15 protein-coding genes and 1 tRNA gene are annotated in these 16466 nt (G+C 71.0%); 5 read left to right on the top strand and 11 right to left on the bottom strand.

Features of this window, described 5'->3' with window-relative positions; genetic code table 11:
* Positions 1 to 12 precede the first annotated feature (12 nt).
* From AC1C2R_RS01330 to AC1C2R_RS01315, 4 genes are all read left to right on the top strand, one after another.
* A complete protein-coding gene (locus AC1C2R_RS01330) occupies positions 13 to 885 on the top strand; it encodes an ABC transporter ATP-binding protein (RefSeq protein WP_495378677.1) in 873 nt (290 codons plus the stop codon).
* An 81-nt stretch (positions 886 to 966) separates the two neighbouring features.
* The gene (locus tag AC1C2R_RS01325; protein WP_495378676.1) at positions 967 to 1932 is read left to right on the top strand and encodes an iron-siderophore ABC transporter substrate-binding protein; all 966 of its coding nucleotides are present in this window, start codon (positions 967 to 969) and stop codon (positions 1930 to 1932) included.
* Complete coding sequence (locus tag AC1C2R_RS01320; RefSeq protein ID WP_495378675.1) at positions 1904 to 4021, top strand: iron ABC transporter permease; 2118 nt, start codon at positions 1904 to 1906, stop codon at positions 4019 to 4021. Before AC1C2R_RS01325 ends, AC1C2R_RS01320 begins: the two co-directional genes overlap by 29 nt.
* A 27-nt stretch (positions 4022 to 4048) precedes the next feature.
* Entirely contained in the window at positions 4049 to 4969 is a 921-nt protein-coding gene (locus tag AC1C2R_RS01315) for a siderophore-interacting protein (RefSeq protein WP_495350732.1), read from the top strand.
* Here the strand turns inward: AC1C2R_RS01315 and AC1C2R_RS01310 are convergent.
* From AC1C2R_RS01310 to AC1C2R_RS01260, 11 genes are all read right to left on the bottom strand, one after another.
* Positions 4932 to 5339, bottom strand: a complete 408-nt coding sequence (locus AC1C2R_RS01310; protein WP_495378674.1) for a Fe-S oxidoreductase — start codon at positions 5337 to 5339, stop codon at positions 4932 to 4934. The two genes, AC1C2R_RS01315 and AC1C2R_RS01310, sit on opposite strands and share 38 nt — an antisense overlap.
* Positions 5336 to 6820, bottom strand: a complete 1485-nt coding sequence (locus AC1C2R_RS01305) for a dihydrolipoyl dehydrogenase family protein (protein ID WP_495378673.1) — start codon at positions 6818 to 6820, stop codon at positions 5336 to 5338. The genes AC1C2R_RS01310 and AC1C2R_RS01305 overlap by 4 nt, the downstream gene beginning before the upstream one ends.
* A gap of 80 nt (positions 6821 to 6900) precedes the next feature.
* A complete protein-coding gene (locus AC1C2R_RS01300; protein WP_495378672.1) occupies positions 6901 to 7755 on the bottom strand; it encodes an arginase family protein in 855 nt (284 codons plus the stop codon).
* A 155-nt stretch (positions 7756 to 7910) separates the two neighbouring features.
* Positions 7911 to 8645, bottom strand: a complete 735-nt coding sequence (locus AC1C2R_RS01295; protein ID WP_495350728.1) for a PspA/IM30 family protein — start codon at positions 8643 to 8645, stop codon at positions 7911 to 7913.
* A 99-nt stretch (positions 8646 to 8744) separates the two neighbouring features.
* Positions 8745 to 10748 carry a TPM domain-containing protein gene (locus AC1C2R_RS01290; RefSeq protein ID WP_495378671.1) on the bottom strand — a complete coding sequence of 668 codons (2004 nt, stop codon included), beginning with the start codon at positions 10746 to 10748 and terminating at the stop codon, positions 8745 to 8747.
* A 188-nt stretch (positions 10749 to 10936) separates the two neighbouring features.
* Positions 10937 to 11716 (bottom strand): hypothetical protein, encoded by a 780-nt coding sequence (locus AC1C2R_RS01285; protein ID WP_495378670.1) that lies wholly within the window; start codon positions 11714 to 11716, stop codon positions 10937 to 10939.
* A complete protein-coding gene (locus AC1C2R_RS01280) occupies positions 11703 to 12236 on the bottom strand; it encodes a sigma-70 family RNA polymerase sigma factor (RefSeq protein ID WP_495378669.1) in 534 nt (177 codons plus the stop codon). Before AC1C2R_RS01280 ends, AC1C2R_RS01285 begins: the two co-directional genes overlap by 14 nt.
* Positions 12237 to 12276: 40 nt before the next feature.
* Complete coding sequence (locus AC1C2R_RS01275; RefSeq protein ID WP_495378668.1) at positions 12277 to 12549, bottom strand: hypothetical protein; 273 nt, start codon at positions 12547 to 12549, stop codon at positions 12277 to 12279.
* Between the two features lie 226 nt (positions 12550 to 12775).
* Positions 12776 to 12848: transfer RNA gene (locus AC1C2R_RS01270), tRNA-Arg, on the bottom strand.
* Positions 12849 to 12913: 65 nt separating this feature from the next.
* A complete protein-coding gene (locus tag AC1C2R_RS01265) occupies positions 12914 to 14095 on the bottom strand; it encodes an ROK family protein (RefSeq protein ID WP_495378667.1) in 1182 nt (393 codons plus the stop codon).
* A gap of 17 nt (positions 14096 to 14112) precedes the next feature.
* Positions 14113 to 14727, bottom strand: coding sequence for an iron ABC transporter ATP-binding protein (locus AC1C2R_RS01260; protein WP_495378666.1), 615 nt, complete (start codon positions 14725 to 14727; stop codon positions 14113 to 14115).
* A gap of 39 nt (positions 14728 to 14766) precedes the next feature.
* Here AC1C2R_RS01260 and argS point away from each other — a divergent pair, with 39 nt between their 5' ends.
* Positions 14767 to 16440: an arginine--tRNA ligase gene (gene argS / locus AC1C2R_RS01255; RefSeq protein ID WP_495350721.1), complete on the top strand. Its 1674-nt coding sequence runs from the start codon at positions 14767 to 14769 to the stop codon at positions 16438 to 16440.
* The last annotated feature ends 26 nt before the right edge of the window (positions 16441 to 16466 follow it).

Here is a 16466-nt window from a genome sequence, read left to right as displayed (position 1 = left end):
ATAGTGGGAATCATGCTCGGTCACGACCTCACCCTCTCGTACAACGGTGCCCCAGTCGTGCACGGTGCGGAGATCCACCTCGAACCGGGCAAGGTCACCGCGCTCGTCGGCCCGAACGGCAGCGGCAAGTCGACGCTCCTGCGAGCGCTCGCCCGCCTGCACCAGCCCGATGCCGGCCGGGTGCTGCTCGCCGCCGACAACGGCCACACGATCAGCGCGGGCGCGCTCGACGCCGAACCCGCCGACCTTCTGGAGCACGGCGTCGATGCCGCCACGCTGAACGGTCGCGACTTCGCGCGCCGAGTGACGTTACTCGCCCAGAGCCGCCCTACACCGGGCGGCATCACCGTGCGCGAGCTCGTGGAGTTCGGGCGCCACCCGCACCGCGGCCGCTGGATCGCCGGCGACGCCGGGGGCGGCGAGATCGTCGCCCGGGCCATGAAACTCACGGGCGTCACCGCATTCGCCGACCAGCCCGTCGACCAGCTCTCGGGCGGGCAGATGCAGCGTGTCTGGCTCGCCTCCTGCCTCGCGCAAGACACCGGCGTGCTCCTGCTCGACGAGCCGACCACCTACCTCGACCTGCGCTACCAGGTCGAACTCCTCGACCTCATCCGCGAACTCGCCGACGAGCACGGCGTGACCATCGGCGTCGTGCTCCACGACCTCGACCAGGCTGCTGCCGTCGCCGACCGGGTGGTGCTGCTCGAATCCGGTCGCATCCGCGCCGTCGGCACGCCCGCACAGGTGCTCGTCTCCGACGTGCTGAGCTCGGCCTACGGCATCCGCGTCGACGTCGAGGTCGACGACCGCGGCTGCATCACGACGTGCCCCATCGGCCGGTACAACACCCGTCAACGCGTCGAACGACTCGCCGTCGCCTAGCGCCGGCTCGACCCCTCCACCCCCGCGCGTGGGAGCCTCATGCCCGCGCGCCCATCGAAGGACACCATGAGAAGAGCTGCCGTGAATCGGCCGACCATCGCCCTGACCGCCATTGCCGCGGCATCCGTGCTGCTGCTCACCGGCTGCGGCACCACCGAGAACGCCGGTGAGGCGAGCGGCGAGGCCGCGATCGTCATCACCGATGACCGCGGCGAGAACATCGAACTGGCGGCACCGGCCGAGAAGATCGTCGCGCTCGAGTGGAACACCGCGGAGAACCTCGTCGCGCTCGGCGTCATGCCCGTCGGCGTCGCCGATGTCGAGGGCTATGGCGACTGGGTCAAGTCGGAGCCCCTCGATGAGGGCGTGACGGATGTCGGAATGCGCGGCGAGCCCTCGGTCGACGCCATCGCGGGCCTCGCGCCCGACCTCGTGCTGACCACCAGCGACCTGTCGGAGTCGGTCATCGCCCAGATCGAGGAGTTCGCGCCCGTACTCGTGGTGCGCGGCGCCGACGCCTCGAACCCCATCGGGCAGATGGAGAAGAACCTCGAACGCATCGCCATCGCCACCGGTCAGGAGGCCGAGGGTGAAGAGGTGCTCGCCGGCTTCCAGGAGAAGCTCGCAGAGGGCACGGCGGCGCTCGCCGACGCCGGTCTCGCCGGCGCCCCGTTCATGATGAGCGATGCCTGGCCCAGCGGCGGTCAGGTCTCGATCCGCCCGTTCGCCGAGGGGGCGCTGCTCACCGCCGTCGCCGAGGAACTCGGTCTCGAGAACGCCTGGACCGGCGAGGGTGACGCCGACTACGGCCTCGGTACCACCGACGTCGAGGGCCTGACCGGCGTCGGCGACGTGGAGTTCCTCTACATCGCCAACGGAGACATCGACCCGTACCAGAATGAGCTCGCCGGCAACGCAGTGTGGCAGTCGCTGCCCTTCGTGCAGAGCGGCAAGGTGCACCGCCTGCCCGACGGCGTCTGGATGTTCGGCGGCCCCTCGTCGATGAACGACTACATCGATGCCGTCGTCGCCACTCTTGCCGGCTGACGAGGCCGCAGCGCTGAATCCCGCGCCGGGCGGGGCCGCACGGCCCCGCCTCGGCGCGGTGCTCCTGCTCGCACTCGGCCTCGTCATCGCGACGCTGCTCGCGGCGGTGCATGTCACGCAGGGCTCGGCGAGCGTCGGGCTGCCGGAACTCCTCGGACTGCTCGGAGGCGGCTCCGACGACCAGTCGGCCGCCGTGCTCGTCGCCTCGCGGATGCCTCGGCTCGCCGCCGGCGTGCTCGTGGGTGTCGCGCTGGGTGTCGCGGGGCTCGTCATGCAGAGTGTCTCGCGCAACGTGCTCGCCTCGCCCGACACACTCGCGGTGAACGCCGGCTCGTATCTCGCCGTCGTCGCGGTGGCGGCGTTCGGAATCGTGGTGCCGGTTGTCGGCGGCGGAGTCGTGGCCTTCGTCGGCGGCCTCGCCGCGGCCGGTCTCGTGCTCGCGCTCTCGGCGGGCGGCGGGCGCGGCGGAGGCGGCGGCGGCACGGTGCGGCTCGTGCTCGCCGGCTCGGCCATCGCGCTGGCGCTCATGGCGCTCACGACGATGCTGATCCTGCTCTACCCCGAACGCACCGAGGGGCTCTACGCGTGGGGCAACGGCAGCCTCGCCCAGACGAGCATGGGGCCGATGCTGCAGCTCGGACCGATCGTACTGTTGGCGGTCGCGGCACTCTTCCTGTTCACCCGCCAGTTCGACCTCATCGCCCTCGGCGAAGACACCGCCACGGTGCTCGGCGTCCGGGTGCGTCGCACGCGGCTCATCGGCATCCTCATCGCGGTGCTGCTTTCGGCCGCCGCCGTCACCGTCGCGGGGCCGATCGGCTTCGTGGGACTCGCGGCGCCCGCGATCGTTCGACTCATCGCCGTGCGGGTGCCCGGCATGCAACGGCATGTGCTGCTCATCCCCGCCGCCGCCCTGATGGGCGTCATCGTCGTGCTCGGCGCGGACGTGCTGCTGCGACTCGCATTCGGCGGCCAGGCCGCCGTCGAGGTGCCGACGGGCATCGTCACCACGATCTTCGGCGCGGTGTTCCTCATCGCGCTCGCCCTGCGCGCTCGGGCATCGTCGGATAGCGGCGCCGGCTTCGTGATCGGGGCGGGCCTCTCACGACGCGGCCGCGTGGTCGTGATCGCGGCATCCGCAGTGCTGCTCCTCGCGCTCGCCTTCGTATCGCTCCTGCTCGGTGACGCGAAGCTCCTCGGCGGCGACGTGCTCAACTGGATCACCGGCCAAGCCGGGCCGCTCGTCGAGTTCGTGATGAACACCCGCGCTCCCCGCGTCGCCGCGGCGATCCTCGCCGGCGCCGCGCTCGCGCTCGCGGGTACGGTCGTGCAGGCCGTCTCGCGAAACCCGCTCGCCGAACCCGCGATCCTCGGCGTCACCGGGGGAGCGGGCGTCGGCGCAGTGGTCGTGATCACCTTCTGGCCGTTCGCGACGTTCCTCGGAGTGACGGTCGGCGGCCTCGCCGGGGCGGCGCTCGCCGCCCTCATCGTCTTCGGACTCGCGATGCGTGGCGGCCTCGCATCGACGCGGCTCATCCTGATCGGGCTGGGCGTCTCCGCAGCCGCGGGCGCCGTCACCTCGATGCTCATCATCGCGACCGACCCGTACAACGGGGCCAAGGCACTGACCTGGTTGTCGGGCTCGACGTACGGGCGAACGTTCCCGCAGTTGATTCCGCTCGCGCTCGTGATCCTCGCTTCGGTGCCGCTGCTCGCCTCGGCCCGCCGTGAGCTCGACCTGCTGGCCTTCGACGACGACACGCCGCGCGTTCTCGGCGTGCGGCTCGGTTCTGCACGCCTCGGTCTGCTCGCGGTCAGCGTCGTACTTGCGGCGACGGCGGTCGCGGCGGTCGGCGTCATCGGCTTCGTCGGGCTCGTCGCGCCGCACGCGGCGCGGGCGCTCGTGGGCTCGCGTCACGCCCTCGTGCTGCCCCTCGCGGCACTGCTCGGCGCGCTGCTCGTGTGCGTCGCCGATACTCTCGGCCGCACGCTCATCGCCCCCGCCCAACTGCCCGCCGGCCTGCTGACGGCGATCGTCGGCGCCCCCTACTTCGTCTGGCTGCTGTGGCGTTCGCGCCGCACCGCCTGATCCGTTCCCACCAGAGAGAGACGTTCCATGGCCAAGCCCGGATACCGCGTGTTCGACACGAAAGTCGGTGAGATCAGGCGGATGTCGCCGCACTTCGTGCGTGTGACGTTCCGCTCCGACGACCTCCGGGAGGTCGGTTGGGACGGCCCCGATCAACGCATCAAGGTCGTGCTGCCCCTCGTGGCGAGCGGATTCGATGAGGTGCCGATCGAGGCCGACTGGTACGCCGCGTGGCGGGCGTTGCCCGAGGAGCGGCGCAACCCGATCCGCACGTACACGATCCGCGCGGCCCGTCCCGAAGCGGGCGAACTCGACGTCGACTTCGTCGCCCACGGTGACAGCGGTCCGGCATCCCGTTGGATCGCGGGCGCGCAACCCGGCGACCGCATGCTCATCGTTGCGCCCGACGCCACGAGCGACGAGGAGTCGGGTGGTTGGGAGTGGCACCCGGGCGCCGCCCGCACGTTGCTCATCGTCGGCGACGAGACCGCCGTTCCTGCGGTCGGCACGATTCTCGAGCAACTGCCGGCCGATGCGCGCGGGGCGGTCTTCCTCGAGGTGCCCGAGGCCGGCGACGCGCTGGAGCTCCGGGCTCCGGCCGGCGTCGAGGTGAACTGGCTCCCGCGCGGCGAGGCGAGCGTCGGGTTCGGCGCTCGCCTCGTGCAGGCGGTCACGGAATGGGCCGACGCGTGGGTGGCTGCCGACCCCGCGGCGGCGGCCGTACCCGCCGCCGCGCCTGCCGCGATTCGGGAATTGCCATCGCTCGGCGAGGAGGACCTCTTGTGGGAGGTGCCGGAAGCGGCCGACGACGGCGGACTCTACGCCTGGCTCGCTGGCGAGGCCTCGGCGATCACCACCCTTCGGCGGCATCTCGTCAAGGGACTCGGTGTCGACCGACGCCGCGTCGCCTTCATGGGGTACTGGAAGCTCGGCCGCGCCGAGGGGTAGGCAGGTAGCCGCCCGCCTCGAGCCCGGCTTCGATCTCGAACCGGTTCTTCAGTGGGTCTCGCCCGGCGATGAAGTAGAACAGCGGAAAGAGCATGCCGTACTTCAGCCACTGCTCCTTGTGCACCGCCTCATGCCCGAGCACGCGGTCGCCGGCGTTGCGGTTGGTGAGATAGCAGCCGCCGACACACGAACCGCCGCGGCGGAAGGTCCACTTCGGCATGCCGGTGAAGACGATGAGTCCCTTGCGTCGCTCGATCGGCCCCGTGCTCCAGATGAAGCCCCAGGTGAAGCCGACGGCGGTCGCCCACCAGTAGCCGAGGCGGCTGATCGGGGAGCTCGTGAGGCTGATGCGGAGGGTGGGCTCGCTCACGCGACCGCCGCCGGTGCGTCGGTCGACTCCGCGGCATCCGCAGCCGCCGGCCTCCCGAGCGCTTCGAGCAATCGCAACCAGACCTCACTCATCGTCGGAAAAGCCGGCACCGCGTGCCAGAGCCGGTCGATCGGCACCTCGCCGACGATCGCGATGGTCGCCGACTGCAGCAGTTCGGCGACGTCTTGACCGACGAAGGTCGCGCCGACCACCGTGTTGCGCTGGGCGTCGACGACGAGTCGTGCCTGGCCTTGGTAGTCGTCGGCGAGGATGCCGGCACCACTGACGGAGGCGAACGAGACGTCGGCGACGCGCACACGCAGGCCCTGGCGCTCGGCGGCGGCGAGCGTGAACCCGACCGAGACGCACTCGGGTTCCGCGAACACGACCTGCGGCACGGCGGAGTGGTCTGCGGTCGCGACGTGCGCGCCCCATGGCCCGGTCTGCTGCTCCCGCGCGAGCGCGCGCGCCGCGATGAGGTCGCCGGCTGCGCGCGCCTGGTACTTGCCCTGATGGGTCAGCAGAGCCCGATGATTGATGTCGCCCACGGCGTAGAGCCATGGTGCATCGTCGTTACCGGTCGCGCCGCCCGCGAGCATCGTGTCGTCGACGTCGACCCAGGCGCCGGGTTCGAGGCCGACGGTCTCGAGGCCGAGCTGCTCGGTGCGCGGCTTGCGACCGGTGGCGACGAGCACTTCGTCGGCCGTCACGACGGCGCCGTCGACGAGGGTGATGACGACCTCACCGGAGTCGTTGCGCTCGACCCGCGAGGGCTGCACACCGAGGCGAACGGATGCCCCGAGCCCGCGCAGACCTTCGGCGACGGCCTCCCCGGCGAACGGTTCCATGCCGCCGAGCAGGCCGCTGCGGGCGAGCACGGTGACCTCGGTGCCGAATCCCGCATATGCGGTCGCCATCTCGACCGCGACGACGCCGCCGCCGATGATCGCGAGTCGTGCGGGCGGATCGGTGACGCTCGTGGCCTCGCGGCTCGTCCAGGCGAGCGCTTCGGCCAGACCTTCGATCGGTGGCACGACGGGATCCGATCCCGTCGCCACGATGACCGCGTGCCGGGCGAGGAGCGTGATGCGGGTGCCGTCGGGGCGCTCCACGACGACGCGACGTTCGCCGTCGAGGCGGCCGTGGCCGCGCTCGAGGCCGATGTCGACGCTCGCCAGCCAGTCGGCACCGCCCTGGTCGCTCCAATCGGAGACCCAGTAGTCGCGTCGGGCGAGCACCGCCGACACATCGAGGCGCCCGGTCACCGCCTCCCTGGCGCCGCCGACACGTTGTGCGGCGCGCAGCGCGGCGGCGCTTCGGAGCAGCGTCTTCGAGGGAACGCACGCCCAGTACGAGCATTCGCCGCCCACGAGTTCTCGTTCGACGAGCACGACCTCGAGCCCCGCAGCTCGAGCTCGATCCGCCGCGTTCTCTCCGACCGGCCCTGCGCCGATGACGATGACGTCGACTTCGCGTTCCATCCCGTTCCCCTCCGGCGTGCCGGCGCTCGCCGGCGGCCTGGCTCAAGCCTAGGCAGAACGGCGCCCCGGGTCATCCGGAATCAGCGTTGTTCGGCCGTTCCGCCGGAAGTCAGTGCGCCCACGAGACGCAGGATCGTCGGCAGGTCGTCGTCAGCTGCCTGCGGGGAGGCCGGCGCGAAGCCGGCGATCGCGGCGCCCGCGAGCGGGAAACGGGCGACGACGGCACGCACGAGCGCCACGAGCTCGGTGGCGCCGATGCCGAACGGCATCGGGTAGGAGAGCCCGGCGAGCGCCGAGGGATCGAGCACGTCGAGATCGATGTGCACGAAGACGTTCGACGCTCCGGTCGCTTCGAGCGCGGAGATCACGACCGTGGGGTCGGAAAGATCTTCCACGGTGAGCGTCGACACCCCGTGTGCGTCGATGAAGCGGCGCTCTTCGTCGTCGATCGCACGGACGCCGCCGAGTACGAGCCGCTCGGGAGCGACACGAGTGTCAGGACCCAACGCGAGCCCCTCGGCGCCCTCACCGACGATGGCTCGCAGGGTCATGCCGCCGAACCCACCGGACGGCGAGGAGTCGGGGGTGTTCAGGTCGGGATGTGCGTCGAGCCAAAGCACCGCGAGGTCGCCCCCGGTGCGCATGGAGGCGTGGCCGACCGACGCGAGGGAGGCGCCACAGTCGCCGCCGATCGTGAGCGCCCAGTCGGGCACCCGGCGGAGGGCCTCGGCTGTGCGTTCCCGCACGCGCACGAGGGTGCTGTAGCGCAGCACGCCCGTGCCGAGGGCCTCGCCGGCCTCAACGGGGACTTCGACGACGGTCGTCGACGAAGACGGCAGGTCGCCGAGGACGGCTTCGGCGCCGTCTGCATGGCTCATGGCACGGGAGGAGACAGACCCCTGCCAGAGGGGAACGACGACGAAGGTAGCGGGCATGCTGTCAAGTATCTCGCGCTGAACGGAGATCTGCGCCCGCCGTCGCCCGTCGAGCGTCACCGACATGCGAACGGCCGTGCCACGCGATCCTTCGCGCGGCACGGCCGTCGTGGAGCCGATCAGGTCGTGGGATTCGACCGGTCGGCGTCGCTCATTCAGCCGCCGATCGCGCCCTGGGAGCCGCCGGCCTTCAGTGCCGCGAGTCGCGCGTCGACCTCGGTGAGCTCGCCGAGGTCGTCGAGTTCGTTGAACTGCGCGTCGAGGCTCGACGCGGCGAGCTCGGCCTGGCCGCGAACCACGGCTTCCTCGCGGCGGATCTTGTCTTCGAAGCGACCGATGTCGCTCGTCGGGTCGAGGATGTCGATCGACTTGACGGCATCGTGCACCTGCTTCTGCGCCTGGGCCGTCTTCGCGCGCGCGACGAGCTCGGAGCGCTTGTTCTGCAGCTGGACGAGCTTTTCCTTCATGCCGTTGAGGCCCGACTTCAGCTTGTCGACGACCTCGGTCTGCGCGGCGATCTGCGGCTCGGCCGCCTTCGCCTCGTTTTCGGAGGAGATCTGGCGGCTGAGAGCGACCTTCGCGAGGTTGTCGAACTTGTCGGCACCCGAGGCGTCGCCGGCGGTGCGCAGTTCATCGGCCTTGCGGCTCGCGGCGACGGCCTTCTCGCCCCATTCACGGGCCGCCTCGACGTCTTCGCGGTGATCGTCTTCGAGCAGGCGCAGGTTGCCGATCGTCTCGGCGATGGCGGCCTCAGCGTCGGCGATCGCGTTCGTGAAGTCGCGCACCATCTGGTCGAGCATCAACTGCGGGTCTTCCGCCTGGTCGATGAGGTTGTTGACGTTGGCTCGCACGAGTTGCGAGATCCGTCCGAAGATGGACTGCTTTGCCATGGTCGTTCCTTTCGTGGTTGATCGAAGTTCGGTCGTGACGGTCGTGGTCGGGGACTCAGTGTTCGCTGTGGCGCGGTGCGCTCTGGCGCGTCAGGGGGCTCAGAATCGGCCTCCGCTTCCGCGCCGCGACCGGGTCGCGGAGCCGCCGAAACTGCCCGCCGAGCGGCCGCTGCTCCGGCCTCCGCCGAAGCCGCCCGAGGAGCGGCCTCCGCCCCCGAAACCGCCTCCTCGGCCGCCGCCGAGGACCGAATTGATGAGGATGCCGCCGAGCACCGCGCCGAAGATGTCGCCGCCCGAACTGCCGCCACCGGTGTTCCCCCCGTAGCCGCTCATGCCGCCCGCGCCGCCGCCGAACCCGCCGACGTCGCGTTGCGCGTACGACATGGCCTCGGACGCGAGGCGTTCGGCCCGTTGCGCAGAGGTGAGGGCGGCGGCGGGGTCCGTCGCCGCGACTCCTTCGGCCTCGACGAGCAGTCGACCCGCCTCGGCGAGCCGCGTGCGCGCCTCGGCGCCGATCGCGCCGCGCCGCGCGACGAGGTAGTCCTCGGTCGCCTGCACCTGGGATCGCGCGGTCGTGAGGGCCCGGGCGAGTTGGGCTTGGGCTCGGGCGGCCTGCTCGGCGGCGTCGCGAACGCTCTGGATGGTCGCGTCGATCTCACCGTCGGCCTGCTCGAACCGTGCCTGCAACGCGATGGGGTCGCGCCCGGGTGCAGTGATCGCGGCCCGGATCGCGGCGGCCTCGGCGGCGACCCGCTCGGCGACGGCCGTCGCCGACTCGTTCGCGAGTCCGCGTGCCGTTGCAACGTCGCGGTCGAGCTCGTCGACGCCCGACGCCACCGTGCTGTCTGCGGTCGCAAGGTCTGCCGCGAGACGTTCGACGGCGACCGTCAGCAGCTTGGTCTGGTCGACGGCCTCTTCGGCGGCTCGAATGCTGACGGCAGCCTGCGCGGCGTTGCCTGCTGCGAGATCGGCGCTCGCGGCCGCGAGCGCCTCGCGAGCGAACCCGATGCGCGATTGAGCCTGCGTGAGATTGTCGGTCACGGGCGCGGTGGCGGATGCCGCGTACTGCGCTGTGAGTGCGGCGAGCCGCTGCCCGGCCGGTGCAATCGCGGTCTCGGCTTCGGTCGCGGCGGCCACCGCCCGCTCGAGTGCCGCGGGCGCGTCCCGCTCGAGCGCGCGCAATTCGTCGAACTGCTCGGCCTGATCGTCGAGAAGCGCGTCGGCTTCGTCGGCCAGCTTGATGATGCCGCCGTACCATTCGCGACGCTGCTCGTCGGTGTCGGGGGTCGCGTCGTCGAGTTGCTGCTGCAGGGCGAATGCCTCGGCGAGCTTGGCCTTCGCATTGACGAGGGCGGCCTTGAACGACTCGGTCGCCGCCTCGCCGTATGAGGCGACGGCGAAGCCGAGTTCCTCTTCGCTCGTCTTCACCGCGTCGTCGGCCTGCACGAGGGCGCTGCCGGCCTGACGGCGCAGCTCGTCGATCGAGGGGAGCGGCACTTTGCCGGCGCCCCCGCCCGCTGCACGCTTCTTCTTGCGCCGCGCGAGCACGATCGCGATGATCGCGATGACGACGGCGGCGATGACGATGAACCAGACGAGTCCCCAGCCCCATCCGCCTCCGCCGGAATCGCCGGCGATGGCGTCGGCGCCCGCGATCGCCGCACCCGCCCAGTCGCCGGCGCGGAGCTCCGGCTCGATGACGTCGAGACTGATGCGGTCGAGTTCGTCGTCGGAGAGTGCGGCGTCGCCGGCCGCCGAGAGGTAGTAGGCGCCGCCGTCGACGGCGACCGCGAGCAGGTAGTCTTCGGCGCCGAGGTTGTTGGCGATGGCGGTTTCGTCGGCCCACGCCGCAGCGGTCGCGGGGTTCGTGAAGGTGCTGACGTAGGCGACGAAGAGCTGCCGACCGCTGCGGTCGGCAGCGGAGTCGAGCGCGGCCACGACCTCGTCGGTATCGCCGCCGAGGGCGTCGACGGTGTCGACCACGGGAGAGCCCGCTTCGAATGCGACGGGGTCTTCAGCCCACGCGATGCCGGTCGCGCCTGCTCCGATCACCGCCCCGGCGACGATCGCGAGAGCCGCGGACCACTTGCGTACTGCGCGCATGCACCAGTGCCTTTCCCCCGCCCGAGCGGACGATCCGAGTCTATGGGGCGGCTGCGTGCCTCGTCCACGTCGTCGCGCGCAGAACCGTGTGCAGGTGATGCCGAGCGAGGTCGCGAGATCCCTCGCGGGAGGCAGTCGCTCCCCGGGCGCCAGCACGCCGGGCGACGCCGGGTGCGAGGCGGCCGCCCTCACTCGACGGTGAACGTCGATGACGGCGAGACCAGGCTGCCGATCGAACTCTGCGCCGGGTCTGAGAAACCGACGACGGCGCTCAGCCCGTACTCGCCGGGCGGCAGCGCAGCGGCCGACGCGGACGCGTCGTCGGGGGAGCAGCGCCGGGTGTCGAACGAGCCGACGAGCTCGATCGAGGCGCCGGGGGCGAGTGCGATCGGCCGGCTCGTCGGATCGGCGTCGCGCGAGTGCCAGACCGTGATGCCCGACTCCGCGACGGCGAGGGCCGGGGCGAGCCGCAGCTCACCGGTCACCGGGTCGGTGCCCGTGTTCGTCACGGTGACGATCGCGTCGACTGATGCCCCGGCCGCCACGACCTCGGAGACGGTGACCGTGATGGCGAGCGGGGTCGCCGCGGCATCCGACGGCGAGGCGACCGGCGTCCCGCACCGGTTCAGCGACTCGGGCGAGGCGAACCCCAGCCCGAGCGCGTCGCCCGCCGCCGACTCCTCGAGCGACTCCGGTGCGGTGGCGGCCGCGGGAGCCTCGACCCCGGCCGAGTCGCCGGCCGTCGTCGAGACGCCGAAACCGCCGCTGAGCACGATGCCGCCGAGGCCGAGCACGATGACGCCGGATGCCGCGGCACCGACGATCGCCGTGCGCCGCGAGCGTCGCCGGGCACGGCTGGCCGAAACGACGGCGTCGGCGTCGATGGGCCGCGGCGCCGCGGCATCCGCTGCAGCCCTCAGCTCTGCGTCGACGCGCTCGCCGAGCTCGTCGCGTTCAGGTGCCGACATGGCTGCCTCCCGTTCGTGCGGAGCGTTCGCCCGCCGGATCGATCGCGGAGGAGAGCGCCCGCAGCCCGTCGCTGAGGTATCGCTTGACCGCACCCGAGCTGATGCCGAGCACGGTGGCGATGGCGTCGACCGTGAGGTCGTCGTAGTAGCGCAGCACGATGCACGCCGCCTGACGCGGTGCCAACTGTCGCACCCGCGCTGCGAGGTCGAGGCGTTCATCGCTCGCCGCGGCGGTGGACTCCACCGAGGTCGGAGCAAGCGCGAGGTGCCGCACCCGCCGCCACGTGCCGTTGCGTCGCGATCGGTCGATGACCGCATTCAGGATCGCTCGGCGCACGTACGCCTCGGCGCGGGGCAGCGTGAGGCTCATGCGGGGCCGCCCGAACGTGCGCACGAGCGCATCCTGCACGAGGTCGGCCGCATCGTCGGCGCTGCCCGTGAGCAGGTAGGCGTATCGACTCAGCGCATCGCCGCGCTCACGCACGAGCGCGACGGCGACCGCGTCCCACGACCCGTTCACGCACGCTCCTCCCGACGGCGGAGATTCCCCCGTCATCTTTTCAGACGACGGGGCGGCCGGTTTCGTTGGGGCCGAGACGAGATGAGCCCGCAGGGGTGTGGAAGAGCAATCGCCCTTCTGCTTCGTCGTCATCGCCGGCCACTTCGGCGGCGCCGGCGACGATGTCCGGATCGCTCGCGCGATCCATCAGGCCCGCGTCGACCCCGTCGAGCATCGCGCCGCGCGCCAGGAGCCACGCCACGATGGCGGCAGCGACGACCACGAGTGTCACCGCGCCCGCGGCGAGCACCGTCAACCGCGTGCGCAGGGTCATCGCGGCGCTCTGAGCACGTAGCCGACGCCGCGAACGGTGTGGATGGCGCACGGACCGCCGTGGATGTCGAGCTTGCGTCGCAGGTGACCTGCCGTGCGCCGTGAGTATGCGCATCATGCTGACGAAGCTCTGAGTGGGAGAAGAACGAGGAAAGCCGCTCGAATCGAGCGGCTTTCGTTCCGAGCTGCGTCTCGTGAATTCTCTGAGAACTCGAGACCATCCAAAGTGCCCCCGGAGGGATTCGAACCCCCGACCTACGGTACCGGAAACCGGCGCTCTATCCCCTGAGCTACGGAGGCGCACAGCTAGAGAGACTACCACTTCGCGCGCCGCATCCAGACCCGTGGGCCGGCGTTCTGCAGCCTCAGGAGAGGCTGAGTCGCGCGACCGTGCCGAGCAGGTCGTCGCGCACCTTCGCAGTCAGGAACGCACGCGCGCCGTGCAGTACTGGGTCGTGGTCGATGCGGGTCGCGACGACCTCGGGGTACCAGCGACTGAGGCGACGGATGCCGCGTTCCACCGCCGTCGCGAGCGGTTGCCCACCGACGATCGCGGTGGGCCCGGCGAGCACGAGCCGGCCCGGATCGAGGGTCGCGAGCAGCGGCAGTGAGATGTGGGCGACGCGCTCGCCGAGTTCGTCGACGATCGCATCGCGGGCGTCGCTCGCCGCGATGGCCTCGAGCGCCGTGCGATGGTCGGAGGATTCGAGGCCATGAGCGGCGGCGATGCGGCGAACGGCCGCGGCGCCCGCGAGGTCTTGACTCGTGACGGCGTGCGAGTCGAGTGCGGCCGCGGCGGCGGAGAGCGGCAGGAAGCCGACCTCGCCCGCTCCGCCGAAGCTGCCGCGGTGCAGGTCGCCGGCCACGTCGAACGAGGCGCCGACGCCATTGCCGAGCCAGAGCAGGGCGAAGACGTCTCGACCTTCGCCCGCCCCGGCATCACGTTCGGCGATCGCGGCGAGGTTCACGTCGTTCTCGATGTAGGCCGCGACTCCGAGCTCGGCCTCGAGCGTACGGCGCAACCCGGTGGCGGGCCAGCCGGGCAGCGTTTCGCTGAAGAGCGTGCCCTCTTCGCCCGGGTCGACGTAGCCGGCGGTGCCGATGCAGACCGAGTGCACGACGGCCGGGTCGGTGCCCGCGGCTGCGCTCGCGTCGCGGATCGCGGCGCCGACCTCGCGCACGGCATCGCGGTTCGTCGCGTCGTGCGACAGCTCGGTGCGCACCACCGGGTGCTCGCCGCCGGCCGCGTCGACCACCGAGGCCCGGAGTTCTCCGGCCTCGATCGCGATCGCGACGCCGAGCGGACGGTCGGTGCGGGCGGCGTACAGCGTGGCACTGCGACCGGGGTTGCCGGCGACCTGGCCGCGCTCCTCGACGACCCCCGCGGCGATCAGCCGGGTCATCATCATCGACGCCGTGGGCTTGGAGACCCCGACGAGTTCACAGATGCGATTGCGGGTGAGTGGGCCGTGATCGAGCAGGGCAGAGAGGCCGACGCGGTCGTTGACCGCGCCGAGCCACGACGGTGTGCCCTGTGCCGATCTCATCGCGAGAGGCGCCGCCGTCAGGCGGCGGGAAGGTTCCCGAGCACCGCGGTGACGAGTTGGGCCGCATCGCCGGGTTCGAAGAGGTCGGCGGACTCGATGACGATCCAGTACGGGCCGGTGAAGATCTGCGCCTGACCGCTGCCTGCGGTCTGACCGAAGTACCCCTCGACCTCGGGCGGCGTGCCGTAGGTGGGCACGGGGTTCGAGCCCATCGCGGCATCGTTCTTGTGGGCGACGAGTGTGGCCGACGGGGGAGTCGCGACCCCGATCTCGATGAGCGCGCCGCTCGTCTGGTTCAGCCAGCCGCACGCGGTGCCGGCTTCGTCGACCACGGCGACGACACCGGCGCCGGAGGGTGCGAAGTCGGGGGCGGCGCCGTAGTTCGGGTTGAACTCGTACACCTGATCAGGGGTGAGCAACGCATCGCACGCGATCTCGAAGGGCACCAGCGGCTCGGCGGTCTCGGTCGGCTCGGCGGTGGCGACCGGCGTATCCGACGCCGCAGGAGGCGGGGCGGTTTCGCTGGCTTCGGGGGATTCGCCGGTGCATCCGCTCAGCAGCATCACGGATGCCGCGGCAAGGAGCACGATGGCGGTGGGGCGGGTGCGGGGCAGGTGCAGCGAGCGCGACATGAGACGAACCTTATCAATGGCGACGGGTAGGATTTGCGGGTGACTCCCGCCGATCTTTCCCATGCCCTCCACGACCTCGTTCTCGCCCTGATCGAGCGACGTCGTGCGGCAGGCGACGAGGTGACGCTCGAGCTCGGCCTCGGCGACGTCGCGCTCGAGCGGCCGAAGAACCGCGAGCACGGCGACTGGGCCTCGAACATCGCGATGCGGGTGGCGAAGCCGCTCGGCACGAACCCGCGCCAGATCGCCACCGAGCTCGCCGCGGGCCTCGCCGCGATCGAGGGAGTCGCGAGCGCCGAGGTCGCGGGCCCGGGATTCATCAACATCCGGCTCGACGCCGCGGCCGCCGGTGCGCTCGCGAAGACGATCGTCGACGCCGGCCCCGCATTCGGGCACAGCGATTCGCTCGCTGGCAGCGTCATCAACCTCGAGTTCGTCTCGGCGAACCCGGTCGGCCCATTGCACATCGGTCACACCCGCTGGGCGGCGCTCGGCGATGCGATCGGCCGTGTGCTGCGTGCTGCGGGTGCCGAAGTCGCCAACGAGTACTACATCAACGACGCAGGCAAACAGATGGAGAACTTCGGTCTCTCGATACTCGCGGCAGCCAAGGGCGAGCCGACGCCCGAGGGCGGCTACCCCGGCAGCTACATCACCGATCTCGCAAAGCGCGTGCTCGAGCGCGAGCCCAAGCTGCTCGAGCTCGATGACGCAGTCGCCCTGCACGCGGCCACCGAGATCGCATACGAGCTGCAGCTCGGCGAGATCCGCGCCTCGCTCGAGCGCTTCAACGTGCACTTCGACGTGTGGACGAGTGAACGTCGACTGCAGACGAAGGGTGACGACGGCCTTTCCGACATCGACACCGCCGTCGAGCGGCTTCGCGCCCAGGGCCACGTCTTCGACGAAGATGACGCTGTTTGGGTGCGCACGACCGACTTCGGCGACGACAAAGACCGCGTGATCCGTCGCAGCAACGGCGTCTACACGTACTTCGCCGCCGATGCCGCGTACTACCTCGACAAGGGCGACCGCGGCTTCAACCACAAGATCTACCTGCTCGGCGCCGACCACCACGGCTACGTGCACCGCCTCAAGGCGCTCGCCGGCGCCGCGGGAGACGACCCCGAGCGCGACATCGAGGTGCTCATCGGCCAGCTCGTGTCGATCAACGGTGCGCGGCTCTCCAAGCGTGCGGGCAACATCATCGAGCACGACGACCTCCAGGCCTGGCTCGGCACCGACCCGCTGCGTTACACGCTGGCGCGTTTTCCCGCCGACTCGCCGCTGACGATCGACCCCGAGATCCTGCAGCGCCGCACGAACGACAACCCCGTCTTCTACGTGCAGTACGCGCATGCCCGCACGTGCGCGGTCGACCGCAACGCGGCATCCATCGGTCTCGACCGTTCGTCGTTCGCGCCCGAGCTGCTGACCCATGAGACGGAGTCGGCACTGCTCGGCGCCCTCCAGGACTTCCCGCGCGTCGTGGCGCAGGCGGCCGAGTTGCGTGAGCCGCACCGCGTCGCGCGCTACATCGAAGAGCTCGCGGGCCTCTACCACCGCTGGTACGACAACTGCCGGGTGCTGCCGCTCGGCGAAGAACCGATCGGCGAGCTGCACCACACGAGGCTCTGGCTGAACGATGCGACGGGTCAGGTTCTCCGCAACGGGCTCGATCTGCTCGGAGTGTCGGCGCCCGAACGCATGTGACCGACCACCCCGAACCGGAGGCGCAG

The sequence above is a fragment of the Agromyces sp. Y182 genome, from assembly GCF_059445385.1.
This window is presented reverse-complemented; position numbering and strand designations above follow the sequence as displayed.

Excerpts from the sequence above, each read along its gene's own strand:
- AC1C2R_RS01330 (WP_495378677.1), top strand. The coding sequence starts at position 13 with ATGCTCGGTCACGACCTCACCCTCTCGTACAACGGTGCCCCAGTCGTG.
- AC1C2R_RS01320 (WP_495378675.1), top strand. The coding sequence starts at position 1,904 with ATGCCGTCGTCGCCACTCTTGCCGGCTGACGAGGCCGCAGCGCTGAAT.
- AC1C2R_RS01315 (WP_495350732.1), top strand. The coding sequence starts at position 4,049 with ATGGCCAAGCCCGGATACCGCGTGTTCGACACGAAAGTCGGTGAGATC.
- AC1C2R_RS01305 (WP_495378673.1), bottom strand. The coding sequence starts at position 6,820 with ATGGAACGCGAAGTCGACGTCATCGTCATCGGCGCAGGGCCGGTCGGA.
- AC1C2R_RS01300 (WP_495378672.1), bottom strand. The coding sequence starts at position 7,755 with ATGCCCGCTACCTTCGTCGTCGTTCCCCTCTGGCAGGGGTCTGTCTCC.
- AC1C2R_RS01295 (WP_495350728.1), bottom strand. The coding sequence starts at position 8,645 with ATGGCAAAGCAGTCCATCTTCGGACGGATCTCGCAACTCGTGCGAGCC.
- AC1C2R_RS01290 (WP_495378671.1), bottom strand. The coding sequence starts at position 10,748 with ATGCGCGCAGTACGCAAGTGGTCCGCGGCTCTCGCGATCGTCGCCGGG.
- AC1C2R_RS01285 (WP_495378670.1), bottom strand. The coding sequence starts at position 11,716 with ATGTCGGCACCTGAACGCGACGAGCTCGGCGAGCGCGTCGACGCAGAG.
- AC1C2R_RS01275 (WP_495378668.1), bottom strand. The coding sequence starts at position 12,549 with ATGACCCTGCGCACGCGGTTGACGGTGCTCGCCGCGGGCGCGGTGACA.
- AC1C2R_RS01265 (WP_495378667.1), bottom strand. The coding sequence starts at position 14,095 with ATGAGATCGGCACAGGGCACACCGTCGTGGCTCGGCGCGGTCAACGAC.
- AC1C2R_RS01260 (WP_495378666.1), bottom strand. The coding sequence starts at position 14,727 with ATGTCGCGCTCGCTGCACCTGCCCCGCACCCGCCCCACCGCCATCGTG.